The following is a 16,941-nucleotide window of genomic DNA, read 5'->3' as shown; positions in this document are numbered from 1 at the left end:
TGCAAGCGATACCAATGAAGAATCTAATGTATGTAAACTTTGATTCACAGTCGAAAATGTCAAATTTTATCAAAATGGAAAATCCAATTTTAAAAAGAGCTTTAAGCTCACTGAGTGCAATCAAACAAGATAGCGCTAAAAATTTTGAGGTAATTAGTTCTTTAGAATCCGTAAAAGGTGGTTACACTGCACCACTTGGTTGTTCGAACTGTAAAAAGAAACAAACTGTCACACCACCGACAACTCAAAGCTAAAAATCCGGAAACATTGGGCTGATAAAAAAGCCCAATGTTTCAATTATAAGTGTACATGTACTTAATTGAATTGATATGAATTTTGTAACATCAAGATATATGGCCTTCTCTGTGCCTTTTGAAGAAACTAACCGGGAAAAAAGGCTGATCTACTCTACCAGGACATCGGTAACAGCGCTAATTGATGAAATAGTTTTTGAAAAATTACTGATTAACAACTTTAATGATATTGACAGCGAATTGCTCGACCTGCTGTTTTCTATGGAAATCATCATTCCCGAAAATGAAAATGAGTTCGAGGAAGTAATGGTCCAGAATAATTCAATGCTTACCGTCAATTCTCATCTGGATCTAACTATTCAGCCTACGGCGAACTGCCAGCTTGGTTGCCACTATTGTGCACAGGAACACTCTAAGGTAAATATGGCAGATGATGTTTATGATAAAACACTGGAACGCGTACGCTCCAAACTTGAATCACAAAAATTTGAGCACCTGTCTGTGACCTGGTATGGAGGTGAACCATTAAACGCTCTTACACAGCTAAAAAGGATCAGTACCGAAATCATTGGGCTCTGTGAGAAGAATAAAGTAATTTATGATGGTTCTATTATCACAAACGGATTAAGTTTGAAACCTGCGGTATTTAAAGAATTGTATCTACAGCACAACGTTCTCAATTACCAGATTACGCTTGATGGTACGGCGGAATATCATGATTTGCGCAGGATCCTTAAGCTTGGCGGAGAAACCTTTGATATCATCTTTAAAAATATCATCGATATCATCCAACTGCCTTTTTACCAAGAAAAAAATTCGCAGCCTATCTTAATTCGGACCAATATCGACAAGACCAATCTTGCAGGGATAAAGCCTTTGGTGGACTTATTTGCAGCAAACGGTGCACAGGGAAAAATACAATTTAGCTTTGCGCCGATAGTAGACTGGGGAGATAAAAAATATGGGTCGTCCGACGGCTTTACGAAAAAAGATTTTGCCGCTATAGAAATTGACCTAATGCTGTATGCGCACCAGAAAGGTTTCCTCATCAGTGGTTCGCTGCTCCCAAAAAGAGAATATATGCCTTGCATGGTCGTAGCTAAAGATTCTGAGGTTTTTGACGCTTTTGGAAACGTATACCCTTGTTATGAATTCACGTATACCCCTGCTTATAAAGATGATATTCATAAGGTCGGGAACTTACTGGATGAGAATTTTACACCGAATGAGTTTGCCACCACCCGCAACTGGTATACGGATATCAGAAAAGATGATTTTGCTACCTGCAATAAATGTGAACTGCTACCTGTATGCGGCGGCGGCTGCGTTAAAAACTGGTACAACGAGGAGACGGGTTGCCCGAGCTTTAAATTTAATTTCAGCGACAGGTTACTGATTGATTATTTAAACAAAAACCATGCTTTAATTCTATAAATATGATTACGGACAGTACGCTTTTTAATACCATTATCGCAACACTCCCATCGTTTGAACAAGTGGAAGATTTTGACCGGGAAAGTATCTTTACGGAACTGCTGGATTTTTCTAAAACACAATCAACTCAGGAGGATATTTTCAAGATGTATTTTGAGTATAATAAGTATAAAAAAATCCTTCACTTTTTAAGGGTGGGCGACATTATACTGGCTGAATACAACCTGAAGTATATTGCGGACAAAAAGATTGAATACTCCAACAGCCGGTCTGCGATTTGCATGGAAAGTCTCTATTCCCCGGTAGTCGCCTATTATTATTATAAGAAAAAGGATTATGAAAATGCGGACAATAACCTGAAAACCGCCTATGCGAAGTTTGATGTTTTATACCAACAAGGTTACAAAAATGTAGTGTTCAATTTTGTTGAACAAAAAATTAATGAGTTCAGGATTTTTATCCATACGGGCGAGATAGATAAGGCATTATGGATCATCGAAACACTGGTGACCAATATCATTTCGCAGGATGGTTTTTATCATTTTGACTGCAATTTCAGAGCGGTTTGCCTAAGCGAAGCGGAACTGGTTTCTTACCTCAACTACTTGTTTGATATCTGCAGTGCGTACCTGTTGATTAATAAACATACGCTTCGGAAAAATGAAGAGGTGGCTATAAGTTTTATTGACCAGATGCTTCGTGTTTTAGTGGTACCGGTGAAAGACGAGGTAAATACTCAGTTGCTGATGACGTTTAAGGGTTTGGAAATGATTTACCGGCAAGCGGATATGGACTTCTTTACAATGATAGTAAATCTGCCTGCGGAATTACTGAACAAAAATACTTGCAATAGTTTCGCCTATATTTTTTACAAAACGATCGTTGAGAGGCTTTACAACAGCGATAGCCAGCTTTATGAAGAGGCAATCCTTTTTTTTAAGTCTACCAAAAAAAGCAAGGTTTACAGCCTGTTCATTCAAAGGTTGCTCCAGGATGAAAAGTTAAGAAAAGTACCGGTAACAGCTAATTCTTTATAAATGAAGTTTATGCACCAGCACGACCAGATGGACTGTGGCCCGGCTTGTCTATCTATGGTGGCAAGCTATTACGGAAAACACTATTCATTGCAATATCTTCGGGAACACTCGTTTTTAACAAAAGAAGGTGTTTCATTGCTGGGCCTAACCGAAGCGGCGCATCAAATCGGGTTCGAAACTTTAGCGGTCAAACTAACTGTAGAACAATTGATTACCGAAAAGGAAAGGCTGCCCCTTATCCTTCACTGGAACCAAAACCATTTTATAGTATTGCACAAGATTTCATTTCGGGTACTGACCAATAGTTACCATTTTCATGTTTGTGACCCGGCGCACGGCAGACTGGTTTTAAGTAGTGAAAATTTCAAAAAATCATGGATTACTGACGACCATAAAGGCATTGCTGTGCTATTATCGCCATCTGAAAAGTTTCATGAATATGAGGGTACGGTAAAAAAGACAATTACACTCCAATATATAATGGGTTTTCTCACTCCGTTCAAAAAACAACTGGTTGGTGTGTTTTGCCTGATGCTGCTTGGTAGTTTACTCACTTTGGCTCTTCCTTTTTTAACGCAAAGCCTGATCGACAGGGGGATTAACGCGCAAAACCTGGGTTTCATTACGATTATCCTGCTTTCACAACTATCTATTTTCTGCGGAGTACTGATCTTCCAGGTGTTACGTAACTGGATAATGCTATTTGTAGGTACAAAAGTCAGTATTTCCATTATTTCAAATTTCCTGAAAAAACTGTTGGAATTGCCTGTAAGGTATTTTGATACCAAGTTGATGGGAGATTTTAACCAAAGGATACAGGACAATGAAAAGATTGAAAATTTCCTGACTTCCCAAAGTTTGCTGACACTCTTTTCTATGATGACCTTTTTTGTATTTTTTGGAGTGCTATGGTACTACGACTTTAAGATTTTACTGGTCTACCTGCTGCTTACGGCACTTTCTGTAGGTTGGTCGCTCTATTGGCTCACCAAAAGGTATGTGCTGGATTATTTTAAGTTTCAGCACCGCGCCGAAAATCAGGAAAGCATCTTTGAAATCATTAACGGGGTAACGGAAATCAAGCTTAACCAATTTGAAGATTTTAAGCGCAACAAATGGGAACAAATACAGGAAAAACTGTTCAAAATAAATATGAGGATTTTAAAGATTGAGCAGGTTCAGTTAGCTGGCTTCGAGTTTATTAATCAGTTGAAAAATATTCTGGTAACCTACCTTTCCGCAACCTTTGTAGTAAGAGGTATGATGACCCTGGGAGAACTACTAAGTGTCTCTTATATTGTAGGACAAATGAATGCGCCTGTCAATCAGTTACTGCAATTTTTCATTTCACTGCAGGAAGCAAGGTTAAGTTTGGAAAGGTTAACGGAGGTCCAAGAACATGAACCGGAAGAACTAATTAACAGCAGCCAATTAATCCCTTCAGCAGTATCTACAGCAATACATGTAAAGAATGTTTCTTTCCAATACGAAGGGCCAAAATCACCTTATATATTGAAAAACATCAATCTCAATATCCCTGAAGGGAAGATTACAGCTATAGTAGGCGCAAGCGGGAGTGGTAAATCTACGTTACTAAAATTGCTGTTAAAGTTTTACGATCCCACCAATGGTGAAATTTTTTATAATGGAACGAATATCCTGAATTTATCTCCGAGAGCACTACGCAAGCAGTGCGGGGTAGTTATGCAAGATGGATTTATATTTTCAGATACGATCGATAGGAATATTGCTACTGGTGATAAAGTAATTGATCCGGAAAGGTTAAAGGATGCTGTCCGAATTTCTAATATTGGAGCATTTATCAATAAACTTCCATTGCAATACCATACAAAAATAGGTGCTGCTGGAAATGGTATTTCAGGCGGACAAAAACAAAGGATACTGATAGCACGTGCGGTGTATAAAAACCCTCAGTATATATTCTTTGATGAGGCCACCAGTGCGCTGGATGCAGAAAACGAAAAAATCATACATGATAACCTGCAGGAATTCTTTAGCGGCAAGACTGTAGTGATTATTGCGCACAGACTAAGTACGGTGAAAAATGCGGACCAGATTATCGTGTTAAAAGAGGGAAAGATAGTGGAACGGGGTAACCATAAAGAGCTGGTTAGCAATAAATCAGATTACTTTGATCTGGTCAGGAATCAGCTCGAACTGGGAAACTGATTTCGTCTGACAATGCCTATCCGGTAAATTAAATTTTCTTCTAATTAGTTAATCTTGCTGTATATTTATTTTTTTAAAAAAGGCATTTCTATACTGCAACCCAATTGGAACCTCTTTATTATTCTCCTTTAATATCACCTTGATTTTATCTACACTCCTGATCTTTTCTATACTGATGATATATGATTTTTGGATACGGATAAACCTGTTCCCGGGCAAAATCTTTTCCAGTTCTTTCATTGTACACATGGTAATAATAGTTTTATCAGCGTTAATGATCCTGACATAATCTTTCATTGCTTCGATGTAGTGGATATCATCATATTTTATGATGACCGTTTTGTTCCTATCTTTAATCTTCAGGCAGTCTTGGTCAAATCCAGTACTATGATGATGACGGAGATATTCAAGTGCTTTATTCACTGCTTTATTAAGACGGCTGAAAGAATAGGGTTTTAAAATATAGTCTAAGACATCCAGCTCGAAACATTCAACTGCAAAATCGGAATGAGCAGTGATGAAAACCACAAGCGGTGGGGATTGGAGTGATCTCAAAAAATCAGTACCGCTCATTTCAGGCATGGAGATATCACTGAATACCAGATCTATGCTGTGCTCTTGTAAATACGCAATAGCCCCAATAGCATCATTAAAACTCCCTCTTAATTCCAGACCAGGTATCTGACTGATATAGTCTTCTAGGATTTCACGTGCATGTGGCTCATCATCAATTATTATACAAATCATTTATGAACTAAAAAAGTATTCAGAAATTCTATTTAAGTCGTTACCGGCAGCATCATTAAAGGCAATATCCCCCGTTTCGGCTATCGTGCATACATCGGTATTGAAATAGACAATGTTCTTTTCCCACGTATATCTTTTACTTAAGAATCTATGAATATCATAGTCCTGGATGCCGCCTATTTCCCACCCGCAAGTAAGCTCCAGAGCGTCTTCCAGGATATGAATGTTATTGTTGAATAAGGTGCCGTTGTTTTCTCTTCTTGGAGAAAAAAGAAATAGGTTTTCTGACATTACTGGAGGGCGTTAGATTATATTTTAAAATTAATAATTTTTATCAATTAACCTAACGTAATTATTCCCTGTTTTTCAGCCCGTTCCCTTATAGGGCGGGCTATCCGTTCCAAGTCCGCGCTTCGCTGTGGGCTTTCCTCTTCTATCCCTAACGCTTTTAGTCCAGCTGTTTCTAAGCAGGATATGATGATGTAGTTGGGTGAGTTTTCCGGCAAGTACTTTTTTCCAGGCGAAATGGCAAAAGCGCAGCTAAGGTAGCGGGCTGCCGGAAACCTTTCAAACCTAATGTCTTCGCTTCGCTCGCTACCCTTGCTACTCAGGGGCAGGCTGACAACATTATCCAGAACTCAATACTGCCAAATCAACGTAGATACCAAGAGATTGCTTTACTTGTAAGAGAAGAGTTAAACCGCCCAAGCATGTACAGATGTCCATTATTCCCATCCGCTAAACCCAGTATACCTGTGGACGAAAGAATTAAAATAAATAGAACCTTGCATGGACTACCAGAAACCCCGCCGGATAGTAAAGACGGAAAATATAATCCTTTAAGCCTTGAACTAAAAACACGAATTAACGGCAAACCGATGATGAACTTTGATACACTCGGTGCTATAATTCCATGGTATTTTATAGCACTTGTACATTATAGAGAATCTTGAAATGACTTCTCAAGGCATTTGCATAATGGTGATAGTTTAAAGAATTTTACCAGAAAAGTACCAGCGCATAGACCTTATGTTCTGCACGCTCCCCCATTTAGTTTTGAAGAAAGTTGCTGTTGATGCGCTTATATTCCAGGGAAAAAAGACGGTTGGAACGATCATTGGGATCTTAAAAACATGCTAATACGATTGGAAAAATATAATGGTTTTGGTTATGAGATGTACCACAAAGTAAATTCTCCATACCTTTGGGGTGGATCAGATTTTTACAGCAAAGGCGCATATTTAGAATTGAAAGAAAATAATTATAAGACTAAGTGGTATGGTGATAAAATATCCGATCAACTAGGTACAGCTGTGATACTTAAACGAATGGAGCAACTGGGTAAAGTGACTGTAGCAAAGAGTTAAATTATGAAATATCAACTCCTATTTTTTATATTGCCTCTGTTCATTATAGCATGCAATAATCATCCTAAACAAACCATACCCATTGAAAATGGCACAACGAATACAACCCAAACACATGTTCAGGATAGTCTTCAGGAAGTAAAAAGAGTAACAGATAAAATTAACATGAACGTAAAATCGTTCTATAAAACCGTCGATGATCTTAAATTTGAAAAAGGTATGTTTCCAGTAGAAAATTACATATATGACACCACAGCTGGCGATGGTTATCATTATGCATTATTTTATTTAAAGTTCATGGCTGCTGCTAAAACTAAAGATAAAGTAAAAATCTCAGCGATGATCCATTTTCCATTCCAAACCACCAGAGAAAAATTGAAATACAATCAGAAAAACAATGAATACGAGGTGGTAGGCTCAGAAAATTGGAAAGGTAGAATGATGAACGAAAAACAATTTAATGAGCAGTATAGTAAAATTTTCACAAATGAGATATTAGAAAACATCCCTGAAACTAGACAAAAAGATATCATCGGAAGGCTCCCTGGTGATGTAAAGCCTGATAATGATTATGAAGCTCAATTACAGGCTTATACTGACAAAGGAAGCAGTATCTATTCTGTTAGTATCGAAATACCTGTTCAAAAAACTAAATACAATCATGTCCACTTTGACTTTGGCAGAATAAACGGAGAATATAAGATTTTGAGCTATTTTCTGGAGTAAAGAGATCTTGTGTAATACGCTATTTCATCCAGCTTGATTTAAACTATTACAGCTGATCAATAAGCAAATATATACCGGAGATTACCAGCTCTTTGGGCCTGACGAAATAAAACCAACCTTAGCCGCTCCATATTTTAAGTCGACAATATTTTCGTACATATGATTAAAATTTTCCTTATCATGCAAAAACTAACCGATTACAGCGATCATCATCAAAGTTCTGCTAATTATGATACAACGAATGCTCAAACTTTAGAGGACATTACCCAAGTGATAGCAGAGGCATATCGTCAAAAGCGACCGCTTCGCATTCGCGGCAATGGGCATTCTATGAACAGTTCGTCTTTACCCAGGGATGGCGAGTTACTGTTACTGACAACTTCTATCAGGCATTTTCGTTTTGAAAAACCAGGTACGATTACGGTAGGAGCCGGTGCAGCGATATGGAACGTAAACCTAACACTCAAAAATTATGGTTATGAGCTATTGGTTTACAACGATGGTACAGCACCGGCTTCTACAGTGGGCGGCTATCTATCAGCAGGCGGTATTGGCGCTACAAGTCAGCGTTACGGAGGTTTTTGGGAAACAGTCGAGCACGTGATACTGGTTAACGGTTGTGGAGAGGCTGTACGCAGCTCTTTTGGTGATGGTGTATTTGAATGGCTTTTTGGCTCAATGAGCCAATTGGGTTACATTTATGAAGTATGCCTGAAGATAAGGCCAATCAAAGGCACTGAAAAATATCCGCAGGACATTACTGGTGAAATATCCTCAAACAATCATCACTGGAATAAACTGGCCTGGTATAACCTGTTCACCACGCCTGAGCACGCAGAAGAAGCCATTCAGGGATTGAAAACGATCAGCCATGTGCACAAACGTACCTGGGTAAATTTGCCCTTATACAGGTATGATATCGCTTTCAAAAAGTTCAATCCACCGCTTATTTACCCGCAGCAAGAAAGCCTGGTGGCTCTCGGGATATGGGGAGAGCCGTGGCATGACAAAGGTTTTGATATCAGGCTGTTACGTTTGCTCGAAGCTGATTTTGCCGAATTCATTCTTGAAAAACCATATTTCCGCCGATATGTGCAGGCTGAGTTTACATTTGAAGATTTTGATTATACAGGATACTTTGGTAGCGATGTGGTATCAGGTTTCAAAAAGGTAAAACATCAACTCGATCCGCAGGGAATTTTCACAAACCTTATACGATAAAAGGTATAGGCCGAGCTACTGAAAGTCATTTAGATAAGCACATTAAACTGTAAAGCAATAACTTAACGCCACGTATGCTGCACCGAGAGGTAAGCCTTTGCCAGCAGGGGGCGACGCGGATCATAGGTTATTTTTAAATGATGCAAGTATTGCCACATGGTACTTACCGCGTGGCGTTCCATCAGGGCCATAGCCCGAACAAGCTCCTCCGGCAGTTCCTTAAATAGTTGCCCGGTGGCAGTATAAGCACCAAATTCTTTCAAAGCAATACTCTTTGCCGCATCTATCAAATCGCGTTCTGCAAACTTATCTATCATTTTCGTCCAGGCGGACTGTTTCTCAACTGCCGAAAAATTGGGGTTCACATAACATTCCAGGCCGATCTTTGCACCGATACCTTCACTCAAATCAATACTGAAGGCAACGTCGTGCACTAGCGGCTGAAGAAATATCAATATCTCTTTGAGCTCTTCGACGGAACCGGGGTATGGTATCTTTTTTAGGAAAGTTAAAATTGCATCAAGCGAAATTTCGTGAATACACAAGCGGATACCATGAACAGGGCGCGAACGCATGGCGCCAATCTGAAATACCCGTGCCCGATCGGGTAATAAAGCAACCAATTGCAATACCTGTGAGCTGAGTTGTACTGTGCTTTCGTTGCCGGTAAGCGCGCTCAAAGAATAATTGAGAATAATTTCGAGTTCGGCTAAACTATTGTATAATGGCCTAAAAAAAAGACTTGGTACCAAGGGTGCTTCCCCTTGTATATCAAACTCAAGCCAGAAATCATCTATCAATTGTTTACCGGCCCAGAAATCGGCCAACTTGCCAACATCGTTCCAAACGGCGCTTCGTCCGAAATTTTTCTCCGCCGATAACTTTAACAGAAACGGTCCATTATTTTTCTTTTGGAATGACACCAGGAAATCGGCCTCGGCTTCTTTGCTACTCAAGGGACATTCGAAACCAAAAGTACTTAGCACCACGGAGCCTGGCAACAAATGCGCTGTTCCCAATATACCCTTAAATGATTTTTTTCCTATCAGATCTTGAGGTGTTTGCGTAACAAGTTCCCGCAAATAATCATCCAGCATCCGTTCGTCGCGCATCAGCTTGTTATCTCTAAAAATCCGCCCTCAAACAGCTTCCGGATAAAATTTATCCTTACCAACTCACTGTTCTCTTGCGGCAGATCAGCGATCATAAATTCCTTTTGAGCCAGTATATATTCCAGCACACCGGACAACTCATATTGAACTAACAAATAGCTGCCCGAATAATAAAATACCATCTCGCGCCGATTTTCTTCAACGCGGTACACCATGTCTGGCCGGATACGCATTCTGGTTATTAAGCTGAACTCAGGTACGGGCGCCGACTTGTCAGGCACGGGGTTCCTGGAAACAACGAAACGACGAGCTATTTCATTAACTGAATCTCGCATGATCTCTGGTGTGAGGTGTTTCTCAAGATCCGCTTTAACCTCAGCAATCCGGTTGTTGAAGTACGGTGTGTTAAAATTTCTATTGCTAATGTCAGGCGGTAGCGCCTCACGCAGTGCATCGCTTTCTTTTAAAGTTTCGAGCAGCGCCTGTACCACGACCTCATACCAGGTAACTACGGTAACAGCTACAGTAAGATGCAGCGATTCTTCATCTTCCGAATATACCTGGTGCACATGCCCACGGGGTACATACAGCAAGTCACCGGCCTGCATCTTAACAGACCACTCTTCATCCGGTATCGGGAGCGGACGCACTTTTTTGCTGCCAGGCATTTCTTTTTTCAACCACCCTGCCCTGCCGCGGTGAAGTACCTCGACAGGCGACTCTTCGGCAGGTGAAAATAATTTCCAGATCTTACTGCCGCTTATTTGGACAATAAAAACATCGTGGTCGTCATAATGCGCTCCAAATGCGCGTGAACCGGGAGGTGTAAGGTAAAGGTTAATATTAATATCAGTTTGAAGATTGGCTTCGAAATGCTGTTGCAATTTGCGTATGCTTAGGCAATGACTTGCGATGTTTCCAAGCCTGATAGTGCTTCCTTTTTCAAAGCTTTCAAACACATTTTCGGCGGTCCAGTAACTTGGTGCTTTGTGACCCACGCCTTTTTCCGGGTTGACAATCTTCCCCCCGATCAGGGAAATAACGAAATCGGTCTTTCCTCCATTCGTTTTGATGAGGGTATCTATTTCTTGCCGCGATATCAGGCTGGCGAAATATTCAGTGTTTTGCCCTTGTACATAGTAGCTTTTTTTTTGCCAATATTGCTCAATGAAGCCTTGCCAGGAGATTTCTCCAAAAAGTTGATTGATATCACACTGATTATTCATAGGCCAAAACGCTTGGAAGTTGATCAGGGAAACCAATTCTTAATAAACTATATGCGATGCCTGTTGCGCCAACGAAAAGGCCGGGCGAAAACACTTTGATCGGCGCGTCTATAAAAAGCCGGAAACCATCATTTTCATAGAAGCGATTCACAATATAAGCCGCTTCTCTTTTAATCCGGCCGATCGATGCTTCGTCTTTAATAAACCGGGCATATTCTAACTCGATATCCAGCCGCCCAAAGTTGCCGCAACAGATATGATCCAGGTGTTCCAGTGAAAATGCGGTTGTAAACTGCATATTTTTTTCAATCTGGGGTTTCAGACTTTCGTCATGGGTTATTTGGTAAGCTATTAACCGCGTCAGGCCGATACCAGGTGCACCATGACACCAGGCCGTAATAAATTTATTTTCCGTAGGTGTACTTTGATAAGTAGGATAATTTGCAGCATTGGCATCATACATTTTTTCTTCAAAATCGATATGGGCCATTGCTGTCGCCCGGTAACGCTCATCTTTAGTTAAATCGAATGCTTTCATTAATGCAATTGCAACGCCCGATGCGCCATGTGACATGCCTGTAATAACTTTGTTGCCATAAGTTGGCACCAGGCCCTCGCCCTGCGCCGTGTCTCTACAGTTTTTCAACAAGTGATCTGCGGTCATCGTTATTTTATGCATGACTTCAGCATCGCCTGTTACACGGAATAATTTGATCAGCCCAAGTAACAAGCCTGCCGAGCCAAAAATAATATCAAGCTTTTTATCAGCTTCAAGCACTTCGCTGTCTATGCGTGTCATGCATTTGAGCGCATAATCAGTTGCAGTTTTGCCGAACTCCGCATCCTGAAAAAAAACAGCAAGCGATGCAAAAGCATATATCAGGGAGCCAAGCCCTATGCCGCCACCTACGCCACTGTAGCGCACCAGTTCGTTCATTTCTTCATCAACAATACGCATGATCGGGGTCATGGCCGCTTTTGCCAAAAGATGATATTTTTCTTCGCCGGTGACTTTAAACAATGCACCAAAGAAGAAACCTATCCCGGCTGCGCCGCTGTATAAGTTATAAGAGATGGGTTTAAATTGAAAAATATCGGCCTCCTTCAGGTATTCAAGTGCTATCCACGCCATGGAGCCATCCGAAGACCTTAACGCTTCTTGTTCAAGTTCAGACGCTATGATTTTGGCAACCGAGATACAATCATCGGGAGCAATTGCAAGTATATCACCAATATCCCGCTTTTTAGAGCCATTATTTAAGATCGCTGAACGTGTATCGTCATGGAAGCTTTTGGCAGCCCTGGCATAAAAAGCATAGCGAATATACCGCTCCTGCAGGGCCAGGTCATTTTCGTTCAGTGCTTTCGTTTTTTCTATAATGCGTTCAAAACACCGCATAGTAAAATAGTTTTTTACCAGTGTCTTGTTTTCGCCATCTTGTATATCAAGGCTGTCTGCTTTTAGTCTGAAATAAGGAATATCTGACCTGATCAAAGATTCATATTCCGATCTTAGCAGGTTCCACTGGCCGTAATTACCCAGGTCGGCCGCCAGGTATAGTCGCGCCATACTTTCGCACCCTATGCTCCAATCCATACCATCCCGCAAAAATTCTGGTTCTGTCAGTTTCGCGATCATGTCTGAATATACCCTGGTAGGCTTACGCACGAAACGTACCACTACGTGTTCCCACTGCCGTATTAACTCGCCAAAACTTTCTTTATTCCGCATGATATAGGTGTACATATCGGAAAAGCCCTTTGTTATCTCGTCTATGTAATTTTCCGATGAGCCAGGGTCCTCCCCTTTAATAAAAGGCTGGTTGCCCATCTTCCTTACCGGCCTTTCTACCGGTTCCAACCTGATATCATCTGTACCCACATCAACCCAGCGCTGCATCTTTTCAATGCCTGCGCCTTCCTCACCGCCCAATCCGCTAATGTCTTTTTTTGCGCCTTCTTTACGAATATTCCAACTCGGCAGCATCCCGGTGCGCAATACCGAATAGTAAACTTTTTCGCTGGCCATTTGGGCCGCGTTAAGCACGCCGGTTTCTGCCATCTCCATTTCTTTGTAAGGGTTAAAAATGGTTTCCGTATCGATGAGAAATGGAAAAGCACCGTCTGCAATAAGGTTTTCATAATGAAAGTCATAACCTTCCATTACATATACAATCGCCATCAGGTAACCGGCCCTGATGTAAAATCTCTTTACGTCTTCTTCCGTATCGCAACCATTGTTTTCAATGAACTGCTGCCAGCCGTAATCGCCTTTATCGATCACCGATGCTACGTTAAGGCCGATAAGCTCTTCTTCAAGGTTAACCCAGTTTACTATGGCCTCAAGCACACACTCGGTAGACAAAGGTTTGGGTTTATATACTATTTTAACAGCGTTGTCAAATGTCAGTATTGCAGTCGTTTTTCCACCGTTATGCCTGTCTGACAAACCAAAGCTGATTTTGCTGATCTGTCCAAGCGACTGCCCATTATTAAATAACTGTTCCAAACCGGAACGGTCACATCGGTACCGCTCCATGAAAAGATGCATGGAGGTAATCCAATTTTGGGCAACTTCGCACAGCTGTCGTGTAAGCACCGTATATTCAGAAAAAAAAGTGGCCCATCGGTTGACATATATCTCCCTAATGAAACTTCGGTATAATGATTTATTGTTTTCCGGTGCCGTTGCTTTGCGCAGCAAAGCCCCTAGCCCGCTTTCACGCCCGGCTTTAAATATATTGAATTCAAGTGCTGCAGCATTAGCCAAACAACCCGTAAGCAGGCTCTTCAGGTAGTTACAAGCACCATCAAGAGGAATCTCATCAGAATGGCCAAAAAATCTCTCTACCTGCCGCAATGCGTGCAGGTAAAAAGGTAAAGCAATATGAAAGAAAGCATGTTTATCATGCTCCGGTCGAAAAATTTCGATAGGCTGCAATTGTTTGGCCAATTTGCTTACCTCATCGAAAAAAGCAAGCCAGGCCGGGTCTTCTGACTCCGGCCAGACAAGGTTTTCGGGATTTAATACAGCATAAGCTTCCCATTCGGCAATACCATCCTGGCTCAGCCTTTTTTTAAATTTTGCTTCATCACCCAGGGCGGATACTTGCTGCCAACGATCAATGCGGTCCTTTTCCAAAGAATCGGCCAATAACGCATCGTCTGTATTTTTTAGTAAGATAAGCCGCTCGTACAAATTCAGAGCCTTGATTGCGGTATCTGTATGATATAATTGTTCGTTCATTAAAAATAACTGTTAATCGCGGACTGATAAAAAATGGCAAAAACAGTACTACTCCACTTTTTTTAAACGCGACAATTAATCAAATTCGCTGAAAAGAGAGGCTATGTGCTACTTAAACCGAGAAAAAAGAAATTATTCTTCAGTTGGGCCAGGCTGGCAAGTGGTATCGTTGTTGCCGCACTGCGTACATTCAACAGCACACTCAGCCGCTGACGACCAGCCGCTGCAATCTGCTGCGCTACCGATATCGGAACCCATTTGCTCTGATCCGCTTGCTGCCGGTAATACCATGTTGAAGGAAGTTGCAGTGTCCTCATAAACGTTAACTGAAACATTGGCAGGCAACGTAATGCCTAAGGTCTGTTCAATTGCTGCTTTTGGGTCTGCGATAAGGCTTGCGCGGAAAGTACTGTCTTTCATCGCTTTTTTGATAATTTGCGCTTCTGCTGAAGCACGGTCTAGTGAATCCATAAATTTGAAAGTTTTAATTTTACTTGAAAGTAAAAATTTATTGGATCAATACCAAATAAATCTATTTGATTAACAAGAAATTGGATGAAAATAAAACAGGACAAGTAAACACTAAGGATCAAGCGGAAAATTTAGGGCTAAATATTTAAGCAGATAGTTTAGATAGTATAAAAAATTAGCATCTGACATATGTAAAGCCCAATTAAATTGTCAACATCGAATTCAAATTTATTGTTATCGGGCGTTTGTAAAAGATTTATGTAAGCTCTTTGCTCAGTGAATAAAAAACTGGTTAAATCGATGTGTTTCTGAAAGACGGTATATACCAATTTTACGATCTCACTGCTTTTTGAGGCCTAACTCAATGTAGACATCTTCCCAGAAATTTGTATTTATAATCCGATCGAGGTGCTACTGACGCAAATGAGGTCGTTAACATCTAAAAGATAAGTATTTTGACCAATGCCAAAACGCGACATCCCTGCCAGGCATTGCAGACTAGCCATTTTCTTCTGACAAGTTGATTACTTCATCAATTTGCTGCATTCATAAATAGCATGTGCGCACCACTTTCCTGATAAAAAGCTTTGTAATCTTTGATATTCAGCATATCATTTACGGCTTTGGCTTTATCGACACTTTTATCATAATAAGCTTTGCAAATCTGATATCCTACCCAGTAACCTAAGTCAGCCGGTTTATCAGCAGTTTCCTGGTTCGAATTTGCTATCCAGTTATAACTGCGTTTCAAGTACATCTCCTTTTCAAAATCGGTCCATATTTGTTTTTCTTTACCTTTGGCCCATACGTGCAAACGTGGGTTAGCATTGTTACCCGATATTAGTTCGCCAATAAAATCGGCCATGCCTTCTACCATTACACCGTGTAAAAGCGAAGTATCTCGTTTCATCCCATTCTGATTAAAATGGATCAACTCATGCGCTATTGTGTTGGGCAAACCGGATAGATTGTTAAAATTGTTATTTTGCCAAAGCGTAAGTTCTGTTACCGGGATATCGGACGTACGCACGCCCTGATCAAGACCTATGAGTAGCCCGCTTTCGGTCGATGTACCACCCGATGTAAACGCGCCAATCACAAAATAAACGTCGGGGAAACTAGCCGCTTGATAGAGTTGTTTAAACTTCACAAAGCTAGCTATCATCTGTGGCTTTTGCGACTCAACCATAAAAGTGTTTTTACGGATTGCGGCGTAAAAATTAGGCTTACCATCGTGCGTTTCCACGAATTTTTTTACGCTGCCTACCTTTATGGCAAAATAGTCCTGCAAGCCAACAGTGCCTGGCTCTACGTAATATTTTTTATAAATAGCTAAACGGTTGGCGGTGTCCAGATGTGCAAGGTCATATGCCTTCCAGAAATTTTTGATGTCGGTGGTAACGAGTTTAGCTTTCATCGGATCATTTGTACTGGCCTTGATGTTTCCAATCCTGGCAACTAATGTAGTCCATTCGGGCATGGAATGCAGTGCATCAAGATCGGTATCTACCTTTAGGTGTGCTCCATCTTTATAACCATTTTCAACCGCTTTTTTAAGCAGCAGCATGGCGCTATCTGCTTTACCGCTTAACGCGTAACAGCAGGCAGCATTGTAATATTCATTACGTTTTAAGGATTTAAATTCGTCGGTGCCGGCTGCAAGCAAATAATAACGACCTGCAGCAATATAACTTTTGACTGCGTATAAGCTATCAGCCTTTCTGCTCTGCATGTTTTGCGCAAATGCGCAGGTACTAAGTAATAATAAAAGTGATAAATAGATTTGTTTAAGCATAAGCCTTTTTATTGAGATGGTTATAAAAGTCATTTTTCAGAAATTATATCTTAAAAAGACAATCTAATTTATTCAACGTTGCTTCCAGGAAGAAATTTATTTTATGGTGATCAA

General features: G+C 40.6%; 14 protein-coding genes. 7 read left to right on the top strand and 7 right to left on the bottom strand.

Annotated elements, in window-relative coordinates; all coding sequences use genetic code 11:
• Window positions 1-74 precede the first annotated feature (74 nt).
• The 4 genes from IM793_RS16805 (at window position 75) to IM793_RS16790 (ending at window position 4,915) form a co-directional block, all read left to right on the top strand.
• Window positions 75-254, top strand: a complete 180-nt coding sequence (locus IM793_RS16805) for a hypothetical protein (RefSeq protein WP_193423321.1) — start codon at window positions 75-77, stop codon at window positions 252-254.
• A 75-nt stretch (window positions 255-329) separates the two neighbouring features.
• The gene (locus IM793_RS16800) at window positions 330-1,688 is read left to right on the top strand and encodes a radical SAM/SPASM domain-containing protein (RefSeq protein ID WP_193423319.1); all 1,359 of its coding nucleotides are present in this window, start codon (window positions 330-332) and stop codon (window positions 1,686-1,688) included.
• Window positions 1,689-1,690: 2 nt separating this feature from the next.
• Window positions 1,691-2,725: a hypothetical protein gene (locus tag IM793_RS16795; RefSeq protein ID WP_193423317.1), complete on the top strand. Its 1,035-nt coding sequence runs from the start codon at window positions 1,691-1,693 to the stop codon at window positions 2,723-2,725.
• On the top strand, window positions 2,726-4,915 hold the full coding sequence (locus IM793_RS16790) for a peptidase domain-containing ABC transporter (protein WP_193423315.1): 2,190 nt from the start codon (window positions 2,726-2,728) through the stop codon (window positions 4,913-4,915).
• Window positions 4,916-4,963: 48 nt separating this feature from the next.
• On the opposite strand, the gene IM793_RS16785 is transcribed toward IM793_RS16790, so the two are convergent.
• Together IM793_RS16785 and IM793_RS16780 are read right to left on the bottom strand one after the other, a co-directional pair.
• Window positions 4,964-5,662 carry a LytTR family DNA-binding domain-containing protein gene (locus IM793_RS16785; RefSeq protein ID WP_193423313.1) on the bottom strand — a complete coding sequence of 233 codons (699 nt, stop codon included), beginning with the start codon at window positions 5,660-5,662 and terminating at the stop codon, window positions 4,964-4,966.
• Window positions 5,663-5,953, bottom strand: a complete 291-nt coding sequence (locus IM793_RS16780) for a hypothetical protein (RefSeq protein WP_193423311.1) — start codon at window positions 5,951-5,953, stop codon at window positions 5,663-5,665. It lies immediately after the preceding gene.
• A gap of 842 nt (window positions 5,954-6,795) precedes the next feature.
• Here IM793_RS16780 and IM793_RS16775 point away from each other — a divergent pair.
• The 3 genes from IM793_RS16775 to IM793_RS16765 all read left to right on the top strand — a co-directional run bounded on the left by IM793_RS16775 (window position 6,796) and on the right by IM793_RS16765 (window position 8,976).
• Window positions 6,796-7,029, top strand: coding sequence for a hypothetical protein (locus tag IM793_RS16775; RefSeq protein ID WP_193423309.1), 234 nt, complete (start codon window positions 6,796-6,798; stop codon window positions 7,027-7,029).
• A gap of 3 nt (window positions 7,030-7,032) precedes the next feature.
• Window positions 7,033-7,755: a hypothetical protein gene (locus IM793_RS16770; RefSeq protein WP_193423307.1), complete on the top strand. Its 723-nt coding sequence runs from the start codon at window positions 7,033-7,035 to the stop codon at window positions 7,753-7,755.
• Between the two features lie 180 nt (window positions 7,756-7,935).
• A complete protein-coding gene (locus IM793_RS16765; protein ID WP_193423305.1) occupies window positions 7,936-8,976 on the top strand; it encodes an FAD-binding oxidoreductase in 1,041 nt (346 codons plus the stop codon).
• A gap of 62 nt (window positions 8,977-9,038) precedes the next feature.
• Here IM793_RS16765 and IM793_RS16760 read toward each other — a convergent pair whose 3' ends face one another.
• The 5 genes from IM793_RS16760 to IM793_RS16740 all read right to left on the bottom strand — a co-directional run bounded on the left by IM793_RS16760 (window position 9,039) and on the right by IM793_RS16740 (window position 16,827).
• Entirely contained in the window at window positions 9,039-10,088 is a 1,050-nt protein-coding gene (locus IM793_RS16760; RefSeq protein WP_193423303.1) for a hypothetical protein, read from the bottom strand.
• Window positions 10,088-11,314: a JmjC domain-containing protein gene (locus tag IM793_RS16755; RefSeq protein WP_193423301.1), complete on the bottom strand. Its 1,227-nt coding sequence runs from the start codon at window positions 11,312-11,314 to the stop codon at window positions 10,088-10,090. Before IM793_RS16755 ends, IM793_RS16760 begins: the two co-directional genes overlap by 1 nt.
• Window positions 11,307-14,561: a type 2 lanthipeptide synthetase LanM family protein gene (locus IM793_RS16750; RefSeq protein WP_193423299.1), complete on the bottom strand. Its 3,255-nt coding sequence runs from the start codon at window positions 14,559-14,561 to the stop codon at window positions 11,307-11,309. The genes IM793_RS16755 and IM793_RS16750 overlap by 8 nt, the downstream gene beginning before the upstream one ends.
• 132 nt (window positions 14,562-14,693) lie before the next feature.
• Window positions 14,694-15,032 (bottom strand): NHLP leader peptide family RiPP precursor, encoded by a 339-nt coding sequence (locus IM793_RS16745; RefSeq protein ID WP_193423296.1) that lies wholly within the window; start codon window positions 15,030-15,032, stop codon window positions 14,694-14,696.
• A 532-nt stretch (window positions 15,033-15,564) separates the two neighbouring features.
• Window positions 15,565-16,827 carry a DUF2268 domain-containing putative Zn-dependent protease gene (locus tag IM793_RS16740; RefSeq protein WP_193423294.1) on the bottom strand — a complete coding sequence of 421 codons (1,263 nt, stop codon included), beginning with the start codon at window positions 16,825-16,827 and terminating at the stop codon, window positions 15,565-15,567.
• Window positions 16,828-16,941 lie beyond the last annotated feature (114 nt).

The sequence above is a fragment of the Pedobacter sp. MR2016-19 genome (assembly GCF_014947265.1).
Classification (GTDB): Bacteria; Bacteroidota; Bacteroidia; order Sphingobacteriales; family Sphingobacteriaceae; genus Pedobacter.
This window is presented reverse-complemented; position numbering and strand designations above follow the sequence as displayed.